Origin of the sequence: Paenibacillus shenyangensis, assembly GCF_000346635.1 — a bacterium.
GTDB lineage: Bacteria > Bacillota > Bacilli > Paenibacillales > Paenibacillaceae > Saccharibacillus > Saccharibacillus dauci.
In genome coordinates, this window is the sequence record NZ_AOIG01000003.1 from 21,632 (window position 1) to 44,349 (window position 22,718).

The window sequence follows — 22,718 nt, forward strand, 5'->3', positions numbered from 1 at the left end:
ACTATTTACAAGAAAACGACCCTATGGATATAAAAAAGCTGTGCGGATCTCTATTCCGCACAGCTTTTTTATCCGTGATCGATAGACTGCAGTGTCAGCACCGATTTGGAGACAGGCATATTTTCATAAATGATCTCAATCTCCAGCTTGTAGGTACGCCGGCTCGATTCCAGCACAATTGGACGGATCACAATCGCATCCTCGATCTGCACCGGGCGCAAGAAGTAAGTCGAAATATTATCAATTACATAATCATGGCCACTCAGCAACCGTGCAGTGCGGATCGCCGCCTGGATCATGACCGAGATCAGAATGCCTTCGGAAATATTACCAAGGTCTGTCGCCATCTGCGGCGTAATAAATCCATGATAGACAATACCTCCGTCTTCATCCCGCTCTTCGGCAAAACCATTCCAGATCAGATGATCAAATGTCTCCACGTTACCTGCCTGCGGCTCAAGCTGGGCATCCCGCATAGCCTGCAGCACTTCACGCCGGGTGACGGTACCGATCAGTTTACGGTTACGGTCCACGATAGGCAGGAAGTCAATGCCTTCCCACATCATCGTCTGGGCTGCCGAAGCCAGTGAAGTCTGTAGCGTTGCCGTTATCGGTCTGCGTATCAGCACTTTTTCAATGGGCTGATCACCCTCCAGCTCCTCGATTTCCTTGCGTCCGACAATCCCGATCACCCGATTCCATTCATCCACGACGGCGAGACGCAAGTATCCGGTCTTCTCCGCCACTTCGTAAAAATCAGTTGCCATGCTGGAAGCCTTGAGCACACCAGGCTTGGGCTTGCCTGCAATAATATCCTCAACAAGCATGATCTTCTTTTTGATCATCCGGTCAAACAGTGCCCGGTTAATCATGGAAGCCACTGTAAATGTATCATGGCGAGAAGAAATGATGGGCAGTCCCCGTTCATCCGCAAGCGCCTTGACCTCCAGGCTGGTGCCAAATCCGCCCGTTATCAGTACGGCTGCTCCGTGTTCCAGTGCAAGAGAATGAGCATCCTCACGGTTACCGACGATCAGCAGGCTGCCTGCTTCCACGTAACGCATCATCGCGTCCATCTTCATTGCACCAATCGCATATTTAACCAGCGTTTTGTCCAGACCGCTGCCGCCGCCCAGCACTTTGCCCTCTACAATCTCTGCCACATCGGCAAAAGTCAACTGATCAGAGATTCCCCGTGGACGTTTCTCGATCCGTACCGTGCCAATCCGTTCGCGGGTTACTACGATCCCCATATTCTCCGCTTCCTTAACCGCACGATAGGCGGTACCTTCGCTTACACCCATCTGCCGGGCCAGCTTGCGGACAGAGATTTTGGACCCGATTTTGAGCTTCTCAATATGCTGCAAAAGTTGTTCGTGCTTTGTAATCGATTCCTCATGTTCCTGCAACTGTAACACCACCTTCCAGCATCTGTATCAATGTGCATTTATTATAGCACAAAAAACGAGCGTATCTCACCATGTACTTATGGGAGATGACGCTCGCCGCTTTTGTTTTCTTGATCGATTGTCTGATGAATTCACGTCGCCATCAAGCATTGGTTACAGCGCCGCAAGCTCTCATCAGACTTCTGTTATACCTTTATATGTCGACAGATTACAACAGATTATTCAGCAGCTCCGCCATACAGATGGCTCAGGCTGTCCGTGATAATTTTGTTGATATCTTCAATGATGGTGCTTAGACGCTGCTCGGCATCGAACAGGCGGCGGATATTCAGGTTCAGGTTCAGCACCTCGAACAGTTTCTCCATTTGCTCCATCTCTTCCGGGTTCGGCATATCGCCGGACATCATGCGCTGCTGTACTTCCATCTGACGCGTACGGAAGTCATCCAGCATACGCTGGCTTTCTGGATCGCTTTCGATCAATTTCAGAGCAGCTGTAATATCAGATACTTCTTTGCTATCGCGAATAGCTGTGGATAGTTCATGTGCCTTATCGTAAATATTCATTGTCAATTTCCCACTTTCCCAATCAGTATTGTATTTCCTGTCTGCCAATCAGGAGATGTCCTGTACGGCAGCACTATTTTAACACGTCCTATACAGGGTAACTGATTTGAGCTCTGATGTAAAATGTGTGGTTTCGATCATTCTACTGTGCTTCATCATACAGATGACGCAGCTGATCAAATGAAGTAATAGTGACATCCGATCCATCCAGCTCACTCGTATCACCAAAATCTGCATAATTGCAGCCAATCACGGTTTGTCCATTCTTAAGGCCTGCTTCTACATCCGAAGAACGATCACCGACCATCCAGGCAGAGGTAATATCATGAGTATCGAGCAGCAGCCGGACCAGATCTACTTTGGATGCGGTCTGATATTCGCCTGCACTGTATACCCCTTCCAACAGGGAACCCATCTGATGTACCTCTACAATTCCTTTTACATAACCTTCCAGACCGTTGCTGGCAATAAACAGACGCACGCCATGATCGTGCAAATAGGTCAGTGTCTCCATAACCTGCGGATACAGACGGGATATACCGGCTTTCATGCCATCAACCTGAAGATCCAGCAGCAACTGGTTCGCTCTGGCAACTGTACGCGACTCGGCACCCGGAATCACACGAGCCCAGATATCTTCCAGCAGCATGCCCAGACAGCTTAGAATAATCTCGTCCGGTGGCGTTTCTCCATGATACAGTCCTTCTTCACGCAGAATCTCGAATGTATTGTGATAGGCAGGCAGCAGTACGGTCTCCGTCTCGAACAGTGTTCCATCCATATCAAACATCATCGCTTGCGGCTTGTTCAGTACAGTTCTATCCGTCATCATCCAGCACTCCTTGTTTATATGTAAATTTAACGGCAGCCGCAATTGGGATTATGCTGATTGAATCGTGCACCTCCACCTTGCGGCTGCCGTTATGGTACTGCTTATATTTGTTATTTAGGAATGGGAATTCTTGTCCTGATGATTTTCCTCAGCATCTGCATTTTCTTCCTTGGGAAGAGGATGGACATGAACCCGCATAATGCGCAGACGTTCCGATTCTGCGACTTCGAATACGACTCCATCCACTTCGACGGTCTTGCCTACTTCCGGCACACCTTCAAGTTCCTTGAACATCCAGCCGCCAATTGAATCGACTTCGTCATCATCGATCTCTACTCCGGCCAATTCGTTTACATCCTCGATCAGCATCCGGCCATCCACGGAAATAATATCTCCTACCATCTCCATCTCCGGTCGCTCATCCTCGAATTCATCATATAGATCACCGACGATTTCTTCCAGAATCTCTTCAGCAGTGAGCAATCCGGCGGTTCCACCGTACTCATCCACAACCAATGTAAGCTGGGCGTGATTTTTCTGCATCAGCTGCAGCACATGACTGATTTCCATCGATTCCGGTACATTCAGAATAGGACGGGCAAGCGCAGCCAGATCATAAGGCTGATTTACCGGAGACAGCAGAACATCCGTAATATGTACGAATCCGATAATTCTGTCCTTGTCTTCCACCGCTACCGGATAGCGTGAATGCTTGGTATCATTGATAATCGCCAGGTTCTCTTCCCGGGACAAGTTGGCATAAAGACAGGTCATATCCGTACGGGGAAGCATGACTTCACGAGCCAGTCGATCGGAAAATTCAAAAATATTGTTAACCAGCTCAATCTCGCCTTCGTCCATCACGCCACTTTTGGCACTCTGATTCATCAGAATACGAATTTCTTCTTCCGAGTGTGCCCCATCCGCTTCACTCGCGGGCTCAATTCCTACCAGGCGCAGTACCGCGTTGGCAGCCATATTGAGTAACCAGATGAATGGGAAAAATACCCGGTAAAAGAATAACAGAGGTCCTGATAACGCCAGAGACACGCCATCCGTGCGCTGAATCGCCAGTGACTTGGGGGCCAGCTCGCCCAGTACGATATGGAGAAATGTAATAACGGCAAATCCGATAACGACCGACACCGTCGCAATAATAGTCGGATCACCAAATCCCAGCTTGTACATGATCGGTTCAACGAGCAGCTCCGAAATGGCAGGCTCCCCGATCCAACCGAGCCCCAGAGAAGCCAGGGTAATCCCGAACTGGGTCGCCGACAGATAAGCATCCAGTTTGCTGTTTACCTTGAGTGCATATCCTGCCAGACGATTCCCTTCACTTTGCAGCTGGGTCAGGCGTGAATGTCTCACTTTGACGAGTGAGAACTCCGCCGCCACAAAGAATCCATTCAAAAATACAAGCACAAATACCAGTGCCAAATTAAGCAATAAAGTGCCTAAGTCAAACTCATGCCCCAACCGGAACGCCCCTTTTCTCGGATATATGGTACCTTCGCCGGGTCGTCTAACCTAAGAGAGAAGTTTCACATCACCGGCATATGGCAGTTTTACAACAACGCCTTGCGTGATTTGAAATCCGTGTCTTTGTAATACATATCCGCTACAAGCAGATTCGGTCCGCAGCAGGCTGCCGCATCACAATGACAGTTCACTTGCTGATTCAGTGGATGATTATTGCTCCACTCGCCGAACACATCATCCAGCTTACGATTATGAATATTGCCAAAAGCAGGAATCGCAGCAAAATCCGTTACAAATACGTCACCGGTAAACATATTCACATTGACCCGGTTACGTCCATCCGGATCATTGCGCACCGTTACATTCCGTTCACGATACAAACGGGATACCAGTTCACGATCAGCAGTATCCGGATTACAACTGAAGAACGGCAGCGTACCAAACAGCATCCACATGTCCTGATCCCGGTGATCCAGCAGATCATGAATCGCTGCACGGAAATCGCCCAGAGACAGGACCGGCAGGCTTGCTGCAAAATCAGCCGCATACATCGGATGCACTTCATGACGCTTGCAGCCCATTTCACCAATAATACGATGAATCTCGGGCAGTTTGCGATGTGTTCGATAGTTAATCATGGATTCTGCGGAAATAAACATGCCTGCTTCACTCAGCCGACGGGTATTCTCCATCATTTTGTCGTACATGCGTACAGCTGCCTCACGCGGAACCGGATGTCCGCTATTGGCAAATCCCACCTCGTGGAAGTCATCGGGTGATGTGTAGTTAAACGAAATATGCATTACATCCAGATACGGCAGCAGTTTCTCATAGCGGCCAATATCCAGCGTCAGATTGGAGTTGATCTGTGAACGGATCCCACGCTCACGCGCATATCGAAGCAAAGGCACAATGACTTCATCCACAGTTTGCTTGCGGAATGTAGGCTCTCCTCCGGTAATACTGATCGTCTGGAGGTTCTCTACCTCATCCAGCCGCTTCAGCATCAGCGGCAGCGGAATCATGTCCGGCTCACGCATCACCAGCGAATCACCTACCGCGCAGTGCTCACAGCGCATATTGCACAAATTGGTGACGGTCATCTCTACACTGGTAAGCGTATGTTTGCCATACTGGCGAAGCGACAGCAGCGGGTCCCACGGGTCGTAACTCGGGGATAATTCTTTCAGCGGCCATTCACTTCTGTGTATTACTGTCATTTGTATCTTCACCTTATCTCATGTATTAACCCTGAATTCGCATAATCCTAACGCTGCCATAAGGGCAGTATGCAATTATGGATACAAGGTCCTGTTTATCATACCATAAACCAGCGAGGTCCGGCACAGGACTGCACTGTTCCCGGCGTCTGCAGTTCGCTGCGCAGCAGATCACGGATAAATTCCGACAGCATGTAAGTCACCCCTCCACTCTCGCTGAGTGAATCATAACCGATCCGGAAAGTGAACATATCGAGTGATCCGACGCTGTATTCCTGATCGTCCTGCAGCGGCTGTCCGTTAATTTCCAGACCGGTAATACGCTGATAAGCCGGTCTGGCCAGGTCACAGGTAATCTTCAGTCCGTCCACACAAAGACAACCCAGAATCTTGCCACGGAATCCGTAACCCATAATAGCCTTGTGTGTAAATTCGGACAGCAGTGACTGCTCCAGTGCCCGTCGAATACTGCTTCCGCGAAGCAGGGTAATGCACGGATTGATCGGAGATGGACACAGACGATGCAGAAGCGATTCTGTAATCTCGCCAGCAGGCAGTTCATCCAGCAGCTGTCCTGCATTTACGATCGACAGCTCTGCACCGGTATAACGCCGTACCGCCTGTGCAAGCAGATTGCCAAGCGGTGATTCCCGCTCATAATCAATCTTTAGTGGAGCTTCCAACATCGCTACCGTGCGGCTCATTCGCTCCTCTGCCCGCTGTCGATGGAGTACAATGGCCGCTTCCACCGCTTCTTCACGCGGCATATTTTCCGTAATGGCAATCAGACCTCCGGCTAGTAAATGTGCCCTTCCGCCGAGTGTATCCTTTTGCCAGGTCATCTGTCCCATATACTGTCCGAACTTGCCGGCTGCACCAAGCACCGTTGATCCCACCCAGAGCGGACGATCCAGTACATGATGACTGTGTCCGCCCAGGATCACATCAATTTCAGGCAGCTGCTCTGCAAGCTTCTGATCCGCCGACAGTCCCAGATGCGAGAGCATCACCAGCAGATCAACTTCACTGCGCAGCTGATCGATCAATGGACGCAGACTGCTGACCGGCTCGCTGACATCCCAGCCCAGCAGGTCATAGAAATCACCATAGGGAGCCGTCGCACCAATCAAACCAATTTTCCAGGTACCTTTTTGGATAACCTGATGGGTTCGCATCCATACTGGCGGTATACCGCTCTCATGCTCGATTACATTACTGCATACGACCGGACAGATAATACCCGCATAAGCCTGGTTCAGTATGGGCGATGTATAAGTAAGTCCTTCATTGTTGCCAATTGTCACAGCATCATATCCGGTCATATTGATAATATCAATATTGGCGCCACCTTCCGAGCCTTCGGTCTCCGGGGACATACGGTCCATATGATCTCCGATATCAACGAGCAGTACATGATCACGTCCCAACTGATCCGTATAATCTCCGGCAATGGCTGCGAGGATACCCATATTTTCAAAATGGCTGTGTAGATCATTGGTATGCAGTATGGTAAGGACATCGTGTGCTGTTTCTGTATTCATGGTTTTGTTCCTCTCCTTGTTTCTCTGTGTACTATATCAAATGCTAATTGAATAAACCGTTTGGATTTCAAGCAAATACTGGTATATTAAAAGGATGAAGATCACTGGTCTGCTGGCTGTAACAATCTATTGTTCCAGCAACCTGTTTTGTCCATAATAATCAGGTCATTTATGATTACCTGCCTGTACCGGGCTTTAATAATACCTATATGGAGGGCTTATTTTATGCAGTATACCATTAAATTATTCGCCGGGCTTGCCGAAAAAATTGGTGAATCCCAAATTATCGTAGAAGTACCTTCAACCACGGATACCGGCTCTGAAGAGGGCAAAAATTCTGTTACTGTACAGCATATCAAAGATATTTTATCTACATTATACCCGGATGCCGAAATTTCTATCCGTCATTCGTTCGCAGCTGTTAATCAAGAGTATGCAACTGTCGATACTATTATTAAGGAAAGCGATGAACTGGCTCTGATCCCTCCCGTGTCCGGAGGCTCCGGACCGACTACATCCGAACAAACCCCTGATGGTCTCTATGTCATTACCAGTGCTCCCCTCTTAGCAGAAGAAATCATTACCAAAGTTACCGATAATAATCACGGGGCAACGATCGCTTTTATAGGTACGACTCGTGAAATGACCGGTGAAATGCAGACGGTATACCTGGAATATGAAGCCTATATTCCCATGGCATTATCCCAGCTACAAAAAATAGGCAAGCATATCGCAAATACATGGTCCGGTGCACGCTGTGCGATCAGTCATCGTATCGGCAGTGTCGGTATTGCAGAGACAAGTGTGATTATCGCTGTCTCCTCTGCTCATCGTGATGATGCCTATGCAGCCAGTCGGTTTGCCATTGAACGGCTCAAAGAAACCGTACCGATCTGGAAAAAGGAAATCTGGGCAGATGGATCAGAATGGAAAGGTGCACAGACAGGTCCCTGGAACCCCACAGAACCTAAATCCTGAGTAAAATTACCTATATCAGGATTGTTGTACGCTTTTTTTCCTGTTATGATAAGTTTAAATTTTTAGATTATGGAGGTGCCCATATTGAGAGTGCATGTTACAGATTTGAAGCCGGGAGACACGCTTTCCAGTGATACGTTCAATACATTCGGTATTCATATGATGCAAAAGGGCCACATTCTCCAACCTGATGACATTAGCAAGCTGCTTAAGCATGGTCTGGATTATGTTGATATTGAAGAAATCGTAATTACCGATGATAATGAACCCCATCATTCACTTATAGAAGCAAAGGTTCAGTTCGATACCGCACTGGTTGGATTTGAGAATCTGTTCCTGAATGCGGCTTCCCGTGGCGAATTTGACGGGAGCCAGGTGGATGCAATGCTAGAACCCCTGATGGATGAACTTCATACCCAAAAAGACGTTGTCTCCGTTCTATTTGTACTCAACGATACTAATAACTACACGTACACACACTCCCTTCAAGTCGGCATGCTATCTTATTATCTGGCCATCTGGATGGGATATACGGAACAGGAAGCCTACGCTGCCGGTCGCGCCGGATATCTGCATGACGTCGGCAAAGCCAAAGTCCCGCCCGAAATCCTCAACAAACCGGGCAAACTGACGCCTGAAGAATATGAAATCATGAAAAAGCATGCTCAATACGGCTATGACATTATTATGGAGTCGACCGGAGATGAGCTAAGCGCTACTGTGGCACTGCAGCATCACGAACGGGCAGATGGCAAAGGCTATCCAAACGGTATCACACTTGATGATATTCATCCGTACGCACGTATTACCGCGGTTGCAGATATATACAGTGCCATGACCACACACCGGGTTTATCAATCCAAGCAGGAACTGCTTCGTGTGCTCAAGGAAATTCATCGTATGAGCTTCGGACAACTGTATGCCGAGGCCGCACAGACCTTTATCCGCAATATGCTGCCTAATATGATTGGCAAAAAAGTGCGCCTGAATTCCGGCGAGACCGGGCGAATCATTATGACCAATCCAACGGACTATTTCCGCCCGCTGATTGAGACGGAGCAGGGATTCAAAGATCTGTCTATGCAGTCTGCACTGGAAATCGAAGAAATTTTCATCTGATGATCAAAGAAATAAAGTCACGAAAAAACGGGTTCTCTACCGAAGAGGACCCGTTTTGTTGTGTTGCATGTATTCGTACATGTCTTATTTCATTAAGCAGGCTATATGCCTACTGCACCTCTACCACCGGATCGTCAGCAGTGAAGGCCATCTGTCTATGAATCACAGCAGGTTATTCTAGTTCAGCGAAATATGATAATCTTTTTTCAGATATGCATGAATCGTACGGAAATCGTCTTCGGTCAGATCCCGGAGCCGCTTTCCATCTTTCTCATGCCCCAGAATAATACCTATAACTTCTGCTGCAAGTGCCGTAGTTGGTGTGATTCTGGCACTACCATAAGCTTTGATCGAAGCTCCGATATTTTTGCCTGCAACGAGTACATTGTCATAATTTTTGAGTTCAAAGGACCGCAGCGGAATGCCGTAAGCATCCGGTTTGCCATAACCTTTGCCGGTCGGCACTTCCCGCGTACCCTGAATATCCAGCGGATATCCGCCAATGCTGACATCATCCCAGAACATCTTGCTGTTGATCGCATCTTCATATTGCAGTACATAGTCGGTCTCATACCGGTTATAGTCACGGATATACAGATATTCCGGATAACCGTTCAACTCGGCATTTTTGTAGCCGGGGATATTTTCACGCAGGAATTCCAGCACATGAGGTGCTTCGGCTTTGCCTTTGGCAATAGCTGTGCGGACAGACTCGGGATCGGAAGGGTCCACATCATAGATCAGCAGCGCATTGATAATCACTTCGCCGTCTTTTTGATAGGTGGAATTGATACCGCGCAGCTTGAGCTGGGAATCGGCGATTTTGAATTTGTCGGTCACTTTGCTGTAGCCAGTACCAAAATCATAATCCACGTACGTATTGGTACCATATTTGGCTTCCAGATTGGACAGTGGATAATCCCTCAGCGTAGCACTGTGCAAAGCGAGCCAGTCTACATTTTTGAATTTCAGCATATAAGTGGCTGCCATATATTCAGGCTTGTCGCCGCCGCCAAAGATCGATTCCACGCCGGGAATGCGGGTAGTATGCAGCTGCGAAGATAGCGCTGCATAGTCGGTATTTTCCACAAAATAACGCGCATCCACCGTATGCTCGGCACCATCCTTTTCCGTATAGGTCAGGCTGGCGATTGCATACTGTCCATTTTCTTCCTTTTGCTGAATCTGCTTGATATCTATACCACTTTTGAGCGGGATATCCTGGATCAGGCTGTTATAATACTTGATAAAATCGGATTCCTTGCGGATTTCACCATGATTATAGGCATTGTACAGCTTTTTCATCTCACCCTGCACCAGGCTGATCTTCTTATTGTTGTTCGGCTCATCCAGTACAAGCATCTGTCCCTGGATCAACTGCCCGCCCGGTTTTTCCCTTGGGTCGAGAATCAATACATTCAGCCCTTCATCATGAGCGGCTTTGGCCATAAGGATCCCCTCTACTTCGCTCCCAATTAGCACGAGATCATAATGCTCGTCTGCAGACGGCGCAGGAACATTTGCTTGATCTGCCTGTCCATTGGCTGTATTCGTTCCATTGTTGCCATTTTGTACCGTATTGGATTCATTGTTACTCTGCCCGGAAACGGTCGATCCCTGTCCAGCAATCCGAATTGCCTGATGCTGCATATACCATACTGCTCCTGCTGCGATAAGAATGAGTGCCACTACTGCCGTGATGATTGGGATTCTTACCGATTTACGTTTTCTTCTGCCATGCTTTTCACTTCGTCTGCTCTTCAATTGCTGTTAACCACCTTGCATTTAATTTGTCTGTAACTGACTGGTATATGGAATACTTATGTACTAAAATAGATAGTTCAGGGAATAATTGTACCTGTCCGTATGCCAGTACATGAGGTCGGCAAAGATAAAGTGAATCACTACAGAATATACCAGTAACATGCTGCTGTATCTCGGCATTGATTCATTATCCTACCCTAACAAAGGTTACAGGTGCATATACCCTCCCGTCAACAACGGTTTTGTAATGATTCGTATAGATACCAGGTGACCAACTCCGAAAGGATGAATAAAAGAATGGATTTTGTAACTATAGACTTTGAGACAGCCAACTCCAGTCGCTCCAGTGCCTGCTCGATTGGTATCGTGGAGATCAGCGGCGGCGAGATTACGGATGAACGTTCATGGCTGATCAATCCGGAGCAGCATTTTGATCCGATGAATATCAGTATTCACAAAATTACACCCTCTATGGTACAGGATGCTCCGACTTTCGGTGAACTGTGGCCGGAACTGCTGCCTTATATGAATAACAAACATGTAGTCGCCCACAATGCGGCTTTTGATATGAGTGTACTGCGTCACAGTCTGGATGCTGCCCGTACAGGCTATCCGGCATTTCAATATTACTGCACCTATCTGCTCAGCAAAAAGATTCTGAATGAGCTACCTTCCCACCGTCTGAACAATCTGGCTGCCTACTATGGCATTGAACTTAATCATCATGATGCCCTCGAAGATGCCCGTGCCGCTGCACTGGTGCTCGTCAAACTGCTAGAGCATAAGCAGCAGCCAACTCCGGCGGAACTGTCAGCAGCGCTTGGATACAAGCCTGGTACGCTGTATGCAGGTGGTTATACCCCATTCTCTGCATCAGCCTCCAAGACCAAGAAGCCAGGCGGATGGAAAAGGAAAAACTTCAGCCATTACAGTTGAACAGAGAATATAGCCAGACAGGAAATTACTATAGTCATCTATCTTCCCTTATACCATGTAAGTTATAAGTTTTCACTTCAGCAGGACCCGCGAATATTACGGGTCCTTTTTTATTTTCCATATTATCCATTCATTTTCAATCTGCTCTTTATAAATGAATTTATTTTACCGAAAAGATCATAAATAGACTTCATCCTACATTCGGACCAAAGGAGCAACTAATGAAAAAGAAAATACGGCTTACTTTTTTCGCAAAAAATATCCTGCTTATGTCGATGGGTATCTTGTTGGTCGGTGTACTGCTGACGACTTTCAATGTCATTATTCAGAAAAAAATGTCTTTGGATGATCTGCACAAGCAGTATATTGGTGTATCTGCCTATATGCAGGAACAAATCGGAAACGAAATTATCCTCAAAGCGACAGCAAATCCTGTGGCAGGCAGTGCAGTCGAAAAAGAACTGACTGCAAAGCTCGATCAAGTCTCCAAAACCAATCCTAATATTGCCCAGGCTTATGTATTCAGTGCGGCGATCGTAAATAATCAATAGACTGTTATCGCTTCTCCATCCCATCTGATTGAAGCAGGTATGGTACCAGGAACACTGTATGAAAACCCTCCAATTATGTATGCCGCCATGCAACAAGTAGCCAATCAAGGCAAACCGATTGGCACTGAAGTCTATACAGATATATATGGAAGCTGGTCCAGCGTATTACAACCGGTGACAGATAGTTCCGGCAAAGTCGTTGCTGTGTTCGGTATGGATATCAGTGCATCCGATATTGAGAGCAATACCGCTACTCTACTGCGTAACTCCCTGCTTATTCTGGCAGGCTGTGTCCTTGTTGTGCTGCTTATTCAATTTTTTGTTATGCGTCATATGATGCAGCCTGTTCGGGATCTGTTTGCAGCGATCAAGCAGATGAGCACAGGAGACCTGAATGTACAGCTGCGGGCGGATCGCAATGACGATTTTGGTGAACTGAATCGTAACTTTGGCGAAATGGCCGGCGAACTCAAAAATGTAATTGCAGGTGTTCAGCATAAAGCAATGCAGGCAGCAGAAGCTTCTTCTTCCCTAACTAGCAGCGTAGAGCAAAATGTCCAGATGCAAGCTGAAGTACTACACACCGCCGAGCAGGTCAGTCAGGGTGCTGAAACGCAGGAACACGCGGCGGGAGAAACAGCCAGAGTCATGGAAGAAATGGCACGCGCCATTCAGGAAATTGCCCAAACGGCTTATCAAGTATCCGAAGCTGCAGCAGATATGAAATATAAAGCAGCAGGCGGCGGTACAACCATCAGCCAAATTGGTACCCAGATGACTTCTATCAGCGCAGCGGTCGATCGCTCGGCAACATGCATTCGCCAGCTGCAGCAACGCTCACGCGAAGTCGAAGGCATGGCGGAGTTGATCTCGGGTATTGCTTCACAGACCAATCTGCTGGCACTCAATGCTGCTATTGAAGCAGCACGCGCCGGTGAGCACGGAAAAGGCTTTGCTGTTGTAGCTGAAGAAGTCCGCAAATTGGCCGATCAGTCGGCTCAGTCAGCGGGTCAGATCTCCGGTACCCTGGGCCTGATGAGACAGGATACCGATCAAGCCGTCTCTCTGATGGAAGAAGGTATACGAGAAGTAAACGCTGGTATCCAGCTGTCCCAGGAAACAGGCAAAGCTTTCCACCAAATCGAGACAGCGATCAGCGAAGTCTCTTCACAAACCGAAGATATGTCGGCTGTAACCGAGCAGATGTCCGCAAGCTCCGAAGAAGTCTCCTCCTCTGTATCCGAACTGTCCGAGATTGCGAGTGTCTCCAGAAAAGGTGCTGTAGAAGTGACTGATATCTCCCACAGACAGCGCGAAGCGCTGGGCGGCATCTCTTCGTCTTCCGAAGATCTGCGAGTCATGGCAGAGGAACTGAACGAATTGATTGCCAAGTTCAAGATTTAATCTGTTAATATTGGACCTTTATGGTCTGACTGAATCATTCATGTTTATAGCTAAAGAATCATATAAAAATAAACCCGTACTTTGCCATTGTTCTCGCAAAGTGCGGGTTTATTTTGTCCATTAGGATTATTACTGCAACTCATTGGCTGATAGAGAGCGGTCTAACCATAATCAAATCAATCTGCTCTTCATCCCCCATATAAAAGGAATGCGCTCCTGTCTGGACAAACCCCAGCTTCTGATAGAACATGATCGCATTCTGATTTTTCTCCCATACACCCAGCCATACTTGCTTTTTACCGCTTTGCATGGCAATTTCTATGGCTTTGTCGAATACATACTTCCCTATTCCACGTTTCTGGAACTGGCTTCGTACGTAGATGCGCTCAATCTCAAGTGTATCCTCACCCATCGGTTCGGACTGGGCTTCTCCGGTATTCACCTTTAGATAGCCGGCAAGGTGATCTTCCACATACATGAAAAAGAACTGGGAGAGCATGTTGGATAGCTCCTGCTGTACTTGATTCCGCTCAAATGCCTTTTCCAGATAAGCCTTCATATTTTCAGGTGAATTCTGATCCCTGAATGTCTCGTCAAACGTCTCATATCCAATCTGCTGCAGCTGCTGCGCGTCATCTATCGTGCATTTTCTGATACGGATATCCATATTACCCTTTACACTCCTCTAACTAATAATGTATTAACTTATTGGTTTATGAGCTCACGGGCTCATCCCCTTCTTAATAGCTCCGTTTATGGCCTTTTTTCACGGTTTCCCAATCTTTCTCTACATTTTTTCTGACTTTACGGAGAAGATCATGAATTAGCTCGGTTTCCTGCTCTGACAGCCCTTCCAGAGCAACCGAATTGGAATAGTCATTTTCTCGCTTGATAAAAGGATACACCTGCTCGCCTCTCGCAGTAGGAAACAGCCTTTTGACCTTTTTGTTGTGCGGGTCTTCTCTCTTCTCGATAAAGCCGTTTGTCTCCAGCTTTTGGATGGCACGCGAGGCAGTCGTCCGATCTACCTTGATCATCTCCGCCAGTTTTTCCTGAATAATACCAGGCTGTTCGCAGATACGTACAAGGTACAGATACTGTCCTTTGGTCAGGTCATATTCCTTGAATTCGATATTACTGATTGAATCCAGCGCTCTTGCAATCATTCCGATTTCGCGCAGAATTTCTTTCATAATACATTCTCCTTTAAAAACGTTGAATTTTATTGTAAATGCAATAAAATTGTAATTTAAATTTAATTCATTTATGTTGTATTTGCAACAAAATATAATATTATTGAATTAAATAATGATTGGGATTTATTATATAGATCTTTCCCAACTGAAAAAGAGGCCGCAGAATACTTCCGCGACCTCTATAGTAAATACCTCATCCTAACAAAATCACATCTTTTATTAGTAAAGTCAAAAAGAGGCACCTGTAGTTGAAAATACAGGTGCCTCTTTTATTTAAAACGTTCTATTAACCGATAGAACCTTCCATCTCGAACTTGATCAATCTATTCATCTCAACTGCATACTCCATCGGCAGTTCTTTCGTAAATGGCTCGATAAAGCCCATTACGATCATCTGAGTCGCTTCGTCTTCAGTCAGACCGCGGCTCATCAGGTAGAACAGCTGATCTTCGGATACTTTGGATACCGTTGCTTCGTGTTCAAGAGTGATGTTATCATTCTTGATCTCGTTGTACGGAATGGTATCGGAAGTGGATTGGTTATCCAGAATCAGCGTATCGCACTTGATGTTGGACTTGGAACCTTCGGAGTTGCGTCCGAATGATGCCAGACCACGGTACGTTACTTTACCGCCGTGTTTACTGATCGATTTGGATACGATTGTAGATGTTGTATCCGGAGCCAGGTGAATCATTTTCGCGCCTGCATCCTGCAGCTGGCCTTTACCTGCTACAGCGATAGACAGTACGGAACCTTTGGCACCGCGACCTTTCAGTACAACAGCTGGATATTTCATCGTTATCTTGGAACCGATGTTACCATCGACCCATTCCATCGTGGCATTTTCTTCTGCAACCGCACGTTTGGTAACGAGGTTGTAGATGTTTGGTGCCCAGTTCTGGATTGTTGTATAACGCACACGAGCATCTTTTTTACAGATGATCTCAACAACTGCACTGTGCAGGGAGTTGGTGCTGTAAATTGGCGCTGTACAGCCTTCTACATAGTGTACAAAGCTGCCTTCATCCGCAATGATCAGTGTACGCTCGAACTGACCCATGTTCTCGGAGTTAATACGGAAGTACGCCTGCAGAGGTACATCACATTGTACGCCTGGTGGCACATAGATAAAGCTTCCGCCGGACCATACCGCACTGTTCAGTGCTGCGAATTTGTTATCTGCTGGAGGAATAACGGTAGAGAAATATTCTCTCAGGATCTCTGGATGCTCACGCAGTGCAGTATCCGTATCCATGAAGATTACGCCCTGGTCTTCCAGTTCTTTTTGCATGCTGTGGTATACCACTTCAGATTCGTACTGAGCGGATACACCAGCCAGGAATTTTTGTTCTGCTTCCGGGATACCGAGTTTGTCAAACGTTTCTTTGATTTCTGTCGGTACTTCTTCCCATGTTTTACCTTGTCCTTCGGATGGCTTCACGTAGTACTGGATATCGTTGAAATCCAGTCCACTCAGATCGCCGCCCCATTCAGGCATAGGCATTTTCTCAAATTGTTCCAGTGATTTGAGACGAAAATCCAGCATCCATTGCGGTTCGTCCTTCATGCGGGAAATCTCCATTACGATTTCCTTGTTAAGACCTTTACCGGATTGGAAAATGGATTTGTGCTCGTCGCGGAAACCATATTTATATTCTTCCATTTCTGGTGCTTTTTTAGCCATTGTTGTAGCCTCCCTATCTTAATTGTCCAAGCTGTCTTCTCCGATTCCTTTGCGCAGGGCATTCCAGGCCAGAGTGGCACACTTAATGCGAGCAGGGAATTTATTTACTCCGGATAGGGCTTCGATCTCTTCATATTCTACAAATTCCACTTCTTCGCCCTTCATCAGGGAAGAGAAACGGTCTGCCAGATCAAGTGCTTCTGCATACGTCTTGCCTTTAATCGCTTCCGTCATCATGGAGGCGGATGACATACTGATTGAACAGCCATCTCCCGAGAACTTGGCGTCCACTACCTTGTTGTCTTCCACCTGAAGCTGCAAAGATATGCGGTCACCACAGGTAGGGTTATTCAATTCAACCGTCATCGCTCCGTCTTCAAATGTACCGCGGTTGCGTTGATTTTTGTAGTGATCCATAATCACGCGGCGGTAAAGATCATCAAGTTGCATCGCCAAAATACTCCTTTGTCAGAACCAACGCTTCAATGAGTCTATCCACGTCTTGTTCATTATTATACAGGTAAAAGCTTGCGCGTGCCGTAGAACTTGCTTCAAGCCATCTCATTAATGGCTGACAGCAGTGATGTCCGGCGCGAATAGCGACCCCATAAGTGTCCAGTACCGTCGCCAGATCATGAGGATGTACACCTTCAAGATTGAAAGTAACAATACCCACTTTGCGCTTGGCTGGACCATATATTTTAATACCCTCAATCTGGGACATGCGCTCCATGGCATAGTTGGCCAGGTGAGCTTCATGCGCTTCGATCTTGTCCATACCGATTTCGGACAGGAAATCGATCGCTGCACCCAGACCGACTGCACCGGAAATGATCGGCGTACCGCCTTCAAATCTCCATGGAGCGTCTTTCCAGTCGGATTCATACAATCCTACATCATTAATCATCTCGCCTCCGAATTCGATCGGTTCCATCTGTGCGAGCAGCTTGCGCTTGCCGTACAGGGCACCAAATCCGGTCGGGCCGCACATTTTGTGACTGGATAGTGCATAGAAGTCACAATCCAGATCCTGCATATCCACTTTCATATGAGGAGTACTTTGTGCGCCATCGACGACCATGATCGCACCGTGACGATGGGCAATCTCGGCAATTTCCTTCACCGGATTGACCACACCGAGTACGTTCGATACATAGACAACCGAGACGATTTTGGTATTATCGTTAATGACTTTTTCCACATCAGCCAGATCGATATTGCCATCCGGCTGAAGTGGGATATATTTCAGCGTCGCTCCTGTCCGCAGCGCGAGCTGCTGCCACGGAATCAGGTTGCTGTGATGCTCCATCGGTGTAACGACGATCTCGTCTCCGGGCTGGAGACGAGGGCCGCCATAAGAAGAAGCAACCAGGTTAAGCGCTGTTGTTGTACCACGGGTAAAGACAATCTCTTCACTGCGTGACGCATTAATGAAACGGGCAATCTTCTCGCGTGCGCCTTCGTAAGCGTCGGTCGCACGTGTTCCCAATGTATGCACACCACGGTGCACATTGGAATTGTCGTATTCATAATAGTGACGCAGCGCATCCAGAACGACACGCGGCTTCTGGGAAGTCGCTGCATTATCCAGATACACAAGCGGATGTCCGTTTACTTCCTGGTGTAAAATCGGAAACTGCTCGCGGATGAGCTCGTTCACTGTCCGACTTTCCTTTCCACCAGTTCCTGCAGGCGAACCCGCAGCTGTTCCAGTGGAATATCAGATACGACCGGAGCCAGGAAGCCATAAATAATCAGTCGTTCTGCCTGTGCACGGGAGATACCGCGAGACATTAGGTAATGAACTTGCTCAGGGTTAACCTGACCTACCGATGCTGCGTGACCTGCCATAACATCATCTTCATCAATCAGCAGAATCGGGTTAGCATCACCGCGTGCTTTCGGGCTAAGCATCAGCACTTTCTCTGCCTGCTCACCGTTCGAACGGGTTGCGCCGTGTTCGATTTTGGTAATACCGTTGATGATCGCATTGGCTTCTTCACGCATAACAGCACGTGTTGTCATTTGGCTGGTGGAATCTTTACCAAAGTGAATGGCACGGGTTGTATAGTTCAGACGCTGTACGCCGGAACCGACTGCGATGATTTTCGCATCGGAAGTGGAACCATTGCCTCGCAATACAGTTGATGTATCCGTTACGGTATTACCGTCGTTCATTTCACCGATGATCCATTCGATCGATGCATCGTTACCGGTTACTGCACGGCGATAGCTCATATCCGTTACATTCGTACCCAGCTGATGAACTGTTGCATAACGTACTTTGGCACCATCTTTGGCTACGATCTCAACAATACCGTTATGCACACGGCTGGCATCGCCAGTCGATACATAGTTGTCTACATACGTTACAGAACTATTGGTATCTGCAACAACAAGTACACGTGGCGCGAATGTCGCATCTGCATTTTCCGTTACAAATACAGCCTGCAGCGGGATGGACACTTCTACGTTTTTGGGAACGTAGAGGAATGCTCCACCGTTCCAGAGGGCTGCACTCAGTGCAGTTAGCTGATTTTCATCGTTTTTGACAACAGTAGACAGATGCGCCTGTACCAGGTCACCATGCTCACGTGCTGCTGTCTCCAGATCGGTGAAAATAACCCCCTGTGCTTTGAGTTCATCAGACAGAACCGCGTAGATTACGCCGGAATCTTTTTGTACAAGCAGATTCGCCGATTCTTCTTCTTTTACCAGCTGGCTTACCACGGGTGGCAGTTCCTGCAGAGAAGCAACCGCACTTACAGGCTGGTAGGTACCGTAGTCTGCAAGATTCCATTTATCAATTTTCGTTTTGTCCGGTTTGGGCAGTTCGAGCCGGGAAGCAAGTTCCAGAGCGCCCAGACGGCTGTCAGTCAGCCAAGCCGGTTCGTTTTTTTGTTGGGATAGTGATTTGAGAGCTTCCGTATTGAGCGGAAGTATCGTCTGCAATGTCATTGTGTAGCTCCTCCTTCCGTACAGTAATTTACGCTTCTAGACCTACAGTTTCGTCAGTAATACCGAGTTCTTCTTTAACCCAGTCATAACCTTCCGCTTCCAGACGGGCTGCCAGTTCCGGTCCGCCGGATTTCACGATACGGCCTTGCATCATAACGTGTACATGGTCAGGCGTAATGTAGTTCAGGAGACGCTGATAGTGAGTGATGATCAGGAAACCGCGATCTTCACTGCGCATTTTATTTACACCGTCTGCTACGATGCGCAGAGCATCAATATCGAGACCGGAGTCAATTTCATCAAGAATAACGATTTTTGGATCCAGCATCATCATTTGCAGGATTTCATTACGTTTTTTCTCACCACCGGAGAAGCCTTCGTTCAGGTAACGGTGAGCGAATTCAGGGTTCATTTCCAGTTCTTTCATCGTGCCTTCCATCTGGCGAATGAACTTGATCAGGGAAATTTCTTTACCTTCTTCGCGGCGTGCATTGATTGCACTGCGCAGGAAGTCGGAGTTGGTTACCCCTGTGATTTCACTTGGATATTGCATAGCGAGGAACAGACCTGCGCGTGCGCGCTCGTCTACTTCCATCTCCAGTACATCTTCACCGTCAAGCGTTACAGCGCCTTCGGTTACTTCATATTTGGGATGTCCCATCAATGCGGATGCCAGCGTACTTTTACCGGTACCGTTAGGTCCCATGATTGCGTGGATTTCTCCGCCTTTCATCGACAGGTTAACACCTTTAAGGATTTCCTTGTTCTCGATTGTTGCTTTCAGACCTTCAATGACGAAATTTGTTGCCATAATAGTCGTCCCTCCAAATAAGTAAGTAAGCAGCCAAATAGATCAATTTTAATATATCGTCTATCAGCTTGCTTCATAAGAATGATCGTAATACCATTTCACTTGTTAAATCATACCAGTAAAACTGTGTCGTCCGCAAAAAAAGACAAGCAGCAAAACCATAAGCTGCCTTCTATTCTCCAGCATTCACTCTTTTCCGGTATCAGGATCAACAAGCTGCATATGAATGACTTTCCTGTGGACATCCAGCCAATTCACGGCTTTGATCTGCCCCCCATTTATCTCAACAGGGAAAAATCCCTCATTGTCCAATAGCCGGATCTTTTGCGAAGCAAATATCCTTTTCTGAAGAACCGTACCTACAGAGTATCAGGTATCCGATTCATTTAGATAAAGTCTAAGAATAAATCTTCCTTAGAACTATTCTAAACTGATTCTCAACGATTCTCAAGTATTTTATAATAATTTCAATATAGCCGCAATGAACTACGGATATCTTTCACCTTATCTTAACGTGAATATCAGGAACATGCCAGAGCAAGAGGAGCTACAACTTCAAAACATTTGCCTGGTTGATCGTGTAGACAGAGACTTTCAATGTGAATTCCAGGGATATGGAGAATACAGAAAACATATGATGTTTGGGGTTATTTATGCGTGGTCATTTGTTTATGATTATCTATGTGTGCGACTTCATTATCCATGTCTCTCTTACAAGATTATTTAGGAGATATAGAAATTAAACAAGATGTTTCCTAGGGGATCCGCTGCACAATTGGATTGGTCTTCTGCCCTCCGTTAAGAATCGGATATCCTGAATTTCCGCTTTCGCGGAAGATATCCATTCTTAAATGAGGCCGCTCCGCTGCTGAAGTCCAATTCCAATTGCTCCGCTAAGAACGTAGTGATCATTTGTCTGTCTGCTAAGACTTTAATAATCCATTGTATTTTTGTAATTTCATTTTTGTTTTTTTCATATTTCTATATAAAAGAAAAAACAAAGCGAATGCAGAAAATGTTCAATAACTCCCATTACCCACTCCCTTTGTTGGAGGAGGCGACGTTTGAGGGTAGCAGCACGGAGCGGAGGGAATTGTCCGGCAGGACGACATTTAAGAATGGATATTCCCGCTGTACCCTTTTCAGAATATCCATTCTTAACCGGAGGACAGCCGGACAATCCCTTGCCGCAGCGGCCCCTGCTCCACCTCAACCCCTCGCCTCCACCAACCCCAAACCCAAAATAAAAAGCCTGACCGATCGACTCAGTCAAGCTTTGTGTCCGGAATGTTCTGTTCTTGCAGCGATTGCAATAGAGCAGATCTCATTCTCTCAAACTCCGCAGCGTCCAGCACCGGCGTCAATTCGCTCGTCACCGAACCACTTGGTATGGATATCCACGATTTGCAGCCGATATACTGCTCTTCTATTGGGATGTCCACCGGTCGTTCAATTATATATACCCGCAGGATTAGTACATGAAGCGGATTTTTCTTTTTCCAGCGAAGACGTTCTTCGGCAAATGTATCGGTCCAGATGTGCATTTCTCTCAGCCGATCCAGCTGCTGTTGATCGTAGATTTCCAGATCATCCGTGACCTCGGCATAGAGGCGGAGCGTAGCTGTATTTTGCTCAGGAGACCAGTCCTGCATGGATTCGTCTACCAGATGTTGATGCTCTGGCTTGAGCAGCTCGCGGCGCTGGTGCTCATAGGTTGGATACAGATAAAAGGCATTTTCTTTTAGCTCGAAATCACGTGTTTCTTCGATGATTCCACCTTTGCGCATTAACAGGATCTGTTGCCCCTGTTCCAGGGCACGAATAGCGGATGCCCATTCTTTGAGGGCAATAACTTGTTCATTCATTAGATAATCTCCTCCTTTATAAATCCAATACTTTGGTAAATAGCCAACCGTATGCTTTCTTCAATGCCTTCATCTGAAGAAAAAGCCAATTCGTGAGGGAGTTCGACAGCTTGTATACTGCCTGGATAGATGACAATATCCTGCAGCTGCATTTCAAATCGAAATCCATCTTCAAAATGAATGCCATCCCGATCCCGGTAACACCAGATTGCAGAAATGTCTTTGTCTTCTACGATAAAACGTCCGTCATTCATATACATCTTCTGCAAGCCTCCCATCATGATTTTTCATTACCCTATTTTTCTTTATTATAAAAGAAATAAAAGCAAATGAATGCATCCATAACAAATTCAAGCCACCGTTTGCGATTTCTGCAAACTATGGCTTGAATAAATTAGGCAT

21 protein-coding genes are annotated in these 22,718 nt (G+C 46.9%); 5 read left to right on the forward strand and 16 right to left on the reverse strand.

The genetic code is table 11. From position 1 onward, the window contains the following. Positions 1-68 precede the first annotated feature (68 nt). From H065_RS0101550 to H065_RS0101575, 6 genes are all read right to left on the reverse strand, one after another. Positions 69-1,409: a DRTGG domain-containing protein gene (locus H065_RS0101550; protein WP_017811244.1), complete on the reverse strand. Its 1,341-nt coding sequence runs from the start codon at positions 1,407-1,409 to the stop codon at positions 69-71. 218 nt (positions 1,410-1,627) lie between these two features. Then, positions 1,628-1,975, reverse strand: a complete 348-nt coding sequence (locus tag H065_RS0101555) for a YlbF/YmcA family competence regulator (RefSeq protein ID WP_017811245.1) — start codon at positions 1,973-1,975, stop codon at positions 1,628-1,630. Positions 1,976-2,117: 142 nt separating this feature from the next. After that, positions 2,118-2,804, reverse strand: coding sequence for an HAD hydrolase-like protein (locus H065_RS0101560; protein ID WP_017811246.1), 687 nt, complete (start codon positions 2,802-2,804; stop codon positions 2,118-2,120). Between the two features lie 117 nt (positions 2,805-2,921). Beyond that, positions 2,922-4,286: a hemolysin family protein gene (locus H065_RS0101565; RefSeq protein WP_017811247.1), complete on the reverse strand. Its 1,365-nt coding sequence runs from the start codon at positions 4,284-4,286 to the stop codon at positions 2,922-2,924. An 89-nt stretch (positions 4,287-4,375) separates the two neighbouring features. Beyond that, positions 4,376-5,509: a radical SAM/CxCxxxxC motif protein YfkAB gene (yfkAB, locus tag H065_RS0101570; RefSeq protein WP_017811248.1), complete on the reverse strand. Its 1,134-nt coding sequence runs from the start codon at positions 5,507-5,509 to the stop codon at positions 4,376-4,378. A 98-nt stretch (positions 5,510-5,607) separates the two neighbouring features. Continuing rightward, positions 5,608-7,050 carry a bifunctional metallophosphatase/5'-nucleotidase gene (locus H065_RS0101575; protein ID WP_017811249.1) on the reverse strand — a complete coding sequence of 481 codons (1,443 nt, stop codon included), beginning with the start codon at positions 7,048-7,050 and terminating at the stop codon, positions 5,608-5,610. A 225-nt stretch (positions 7,051-7,275) separates the two neighbouring features. Between H065_RS0101575 and H065_RS0101580 the strand changes: the two genes are divergently transcribed. Both H065_RS0101580 and H065_RS0101585 read left to right on the forward strand, forming a co-directional pair. Continuing rightward, positions 7,276-8,028 (forward strand): molybdenum cofactor biosynthesis protein, encoded by a 753-nt coding sequence (locus H065_RS0101580; protein WP_017811250.1) that lies wholly within the window; start codon positions 7,276-7,278, stop codon positions 8,026-8,028. An 84-nt stretch (positions 8,029-8,112) separates the two neighbouring features. Continuing rightward, a complete protein-coding gene (locus tag H065_RS0101585) occupies positions 8,113-9,147 on the forward strand; it encodes an HD-GYP domain-containing protein (protein WP_017811251.1) in 1,035 nt (344 codons plus the stop codon). A 177-nt stretch (positions 9,148-9,324) separates the two neighbouring features. On the opposite strand, the gene H065_RS0101590 is transcribed toward H065_RS0101585, so the two are convergent. After that, positions 9,325-10,911 (reverse strand): FAD-dependent oxidoreductase, encoded by a 1,587-nt coding sequence (locus tag H065_RS0101590; protein ID WP_238557858.1) that lies wholly within the window; start codon positions 10,909-10,911, stop codon positions 9,325-9,327. A 297-nt stretch (positions 10,912-11,208) separates the two neighbouring features. Between H065_RS0101590 and H065_RS0101595 the strand changes: the two genes are divergently transcribed. From H065_RS0101595 to H065_RS0101605, 3 genes are all read left to right on the forward strand, one after another. After that, positions 11,209-11,847 carry a 3'-5' exonuclease gene (locus H065_RS0101595; RefSeq protein WP_017811253.1) on the forward strand — a complete coding sequence of 213 codons (639 nt, stop codon included), beginning with the start codon at positions 11,209-11,211 and terminating at the stop codon, positions 11,845-11,847. 221 nt (positions 11,848-12,068) lie between these two features. Further along, positions 12,069-12,398, forward strand: a complete 330-nt coding sequence (locus H065_RS0101600; RefSeq protein ID WP_017811254.1) for a hypothetical protein — start codon at positions 12,069-12,071, stop codon at positions 12,396-12,398. A 75-nt stretch (positions 12,399-12,473) separates the two neighbouring features. Next, positions 12,474-13,802 (forward strand): methyl-accepting chemotaxis protein, encoded by a 1,329-nt coding sequence (locus H065_RS0101605; protein WP_238557859.1) that lies wholly within the window; start codon positions 12,474-12,476, stop codon positions 13,800-13,802. Between the two features lie 139 nt (positions 13,803-13,941). Here H065_RS0101605 and paiA read toward each other — a convergent pair whose 3' ends face one another. The 9 genes from paiA to H065_RS0101650 all read right to left on the reverse strand — a co-directional run bounded on the left by paiA (position 13,942) and on the right by H065_RS0101650 (position 22,576). Then, the gene (gene paiA / locus H065_RS0101610) at positions 13,942-14,469 is read right to left on the reverse strand and encodes a spermidine/spermine N(1)-acetyltransferase (protein WP_017811256.1); all 528 of its coding nucleotides are present in this window, start codon (positions 14,467-14,469) and stop codon (positions 13,942-13,944) included. Between the two features lie 73 nt (positions 14,470-14,542). Further along, on the reverse strand, positions 14,543-14,995 hold the full coding sequence (locus H065_RS0101615; protein WP_017811257.1) for a MarR family winged helix-turn-helix transcriptional regulator: 453 nt from the start codon (positions 14,993-14,995) through the stop codon (positions 14,543-14,545). Positions 14,996-15,284: 289 nt separating this feature from the next. Beyond that, complete coding sequence (gene sufB / locus H065_RS0101620; RefSeq protein WP_017811258.1) at positions 15,285-16,682, reverse strand: Fe-S cluster assembly protein SufB; 1,398 nt, start codon at positions 16,680-16,682, stop codon at positions 15,285-15,287. A gap of 18 nt (positions 16,683-16,700) precedes the next feature. After that, on the reverse strand, positions 16,701-17,132 hold the full coding sequence (sufU, locus tag H065_RS0101625) for a Fe-S cluster assembly sulfur transfer protein SufU (RefSeq protein ID WP_017811259.1): 432 nt from the start codon (positions 17,130-17,132) through the stop codon (positions 16,701-16,703). Next, on the reverse strand, positions 17,122-18,342 hold the full coding sequence (locus tag H065_RS0101630) for a cysteine desulfurase (protein WP_017811260.1): 1,221 nt from the start codon (positions 18,340-18,342) through the stop codon (positions 17,122-17,124). Before H065_RS0101630 ends, sufU begins: the two co-directional genes overlap by 11 nt. Beyond that, the gene (sufD, locus tag H065_RS0101635; RefSeq protein WP_017811261.1) at positions 18,339-19,640 is read right to left on the reverse strand and encodes a Fe-S cluster assembly protein SufD; all 1,302 of its coding nucleotides are present in this window, start codon (positions 19,638-19,640) and stop codon (positions 18,339-18,341) included. Before sufD ends, H065_RS0101630 begins: the two co-directional genes overlap by 4 nt. A 28-nt stretch (positions 19,641-19,668) precedes the next feature. After that, positions 19,669-20,451: a Fe-S cluster assembly ATPase SufC gene (gene sufC / locus H065_RS0101640; protein ID WP_017811262.1), complete on the reverse strand. Its 783-nt coding sequence runs from the start codon at positions 20,449-20,451 to the stop codon at positions 19,669-19,671. Between the two features lie 1,265 nt (positions 20,452-21,716). Then, positions 21,717-22,316, reverse strand: coding sequence for a DUF1802 family protein (locus H065_RS0101645; RefSeq protein WP_017811263.1), 600 nt, complete (start codon positions 22,314-22,316; stop codon positions 21,717-21,719). Further along, positions 22,316-22,576: a hypothetical protein gene (locus H065_RS0101650; protein ID WP_017811264.1), complete on the reverse strand. Its 261-nt coding sequence runs from the start codon at positions 22,574-22,576 to the stop codon at positions 22,316-22,318. Before H065_RS0101650 ends, H065_RS0101645 begins: the two co-directional genes overlap by 1 nt. Positions 22,577-22,718 lie beyond the last annotated feature (142 nt).

What these genes read in the sequence shown, in the direction of transcription:
- H065_RS0101555 (WP_017811245.1), bottom strand. Translation starts at nt 1,975, where the DNA reads ATGAATATTTACGATAAGGCACATGAACTATCCACAGCTATTCGCGAT.
- H065_RS0101560 (WP_017811246.1), bottom strand. Translation starts at nt 2,804, where the DNA reads ATGACGGATAGAACTGTACTGAACAAGCCGCAAGCGATGATGTTTGAT.
- yfkAB (WP_017811248.1), bottom strand. Translation starts at nt 5,509, where the DNA reads ATGACAGTAATACACAGAAGTGAATGGCCGCTGAAAGAATTATCCCCG.
- H065_RS0101575 (WP_017811249.1), bottom strand. Translation starts at nt 7,050, where the DNA reads ATGAATACAGAAACAGCACACGATGTCCTTACCATACTGCATACCAAT.
- H065_RS0101580 (WP_017811250.1), top strand. Translation starts at nt 7,276, where the DNA reads ATGCAGTATACCATTAAATTATTCGCCGGGCTTGCCGAAAAAATTGGT.
- H065_RS0101595 (WP_017811253.1), top strand. Translation starts at nt 11,209, where the DNA reads ATGGATTTTGTAACTATAGACTTTGAGACAGCCAACTCCAGTCGCTCC.
- H065_RS0101600 (WP_017811254.1), top strand. Translation starts at nt 12,069, where the DNA reads ATGAAAAAGAAAATACGGCTTACTTTTTTCGCAAAAAATATCCTGCTT.
- H065_RS0101605 (WP_238557859.1), top strand. Translation starts at nt 12,474, where the DNA reads ATGTATGCCGCCATGCAACAAGTAGCCAATCAAGGCAAACCGATTGGC.
- paiA (WP_017811256.1), bottom strand. Translation starts at nt 14,469, where the DNA reads ATGGATATCCGTATCAGAAAATGCACGATAGATGACGCGCAGCAGCTG.
- H065_RS0101615 (WP_017811257.1), bottom strand. Translation starts at nt 14,995, where the DNA reads ATGAAAGAAATTCTGCGCGAAATCGGAATGATTGCAAGAGCGCTGGAT.
- sufB (WP_017811258.1), bottom strand. Translation starts at nt 16,682, where the DNA reads ATGGCTAAAAAAGCACCAGAAATGGAAGAATATAAATATGGTTTCCGC.
- sufU (WP_017811259.1), bottom strand. Translation starts at nt 17,132, where the DNA reads ATGCAACTTGATGATCTTTACCGCCGCGTGATTATGGATCACTACAAA.
- sufD (WP_017811261.1), bottom strand. Translation starts at nt 19,640, where the DNA reads ATGACATTGCAGACGATACTTCCGCTCAATACGGAAGCTCTCAAATCA.
- sufC (WP_017811262.1), bottom strand. Translation starts at nt 20,451, where the DNA reads ATGGCAACAAATTTCGTCATTGAAGGTCTGAAAGCAACAATCGAGAAC.
- H065_RS0101645 (WP_017811263.1), bottom strand. Translation starts at nt 22,316, where the DNA reads ATGAATGAACAAGTTATTGCCCTCAAAGAATGGGCATCCGCTATTCGT.
- H065_RS0101650 (WP_017811264.1), bottom strand. Translation starts at nt 22,576, where the DNA reads ATGTATATGAATGACGGACGTTTTATCGTAGAAGACAAAGACATTTCT.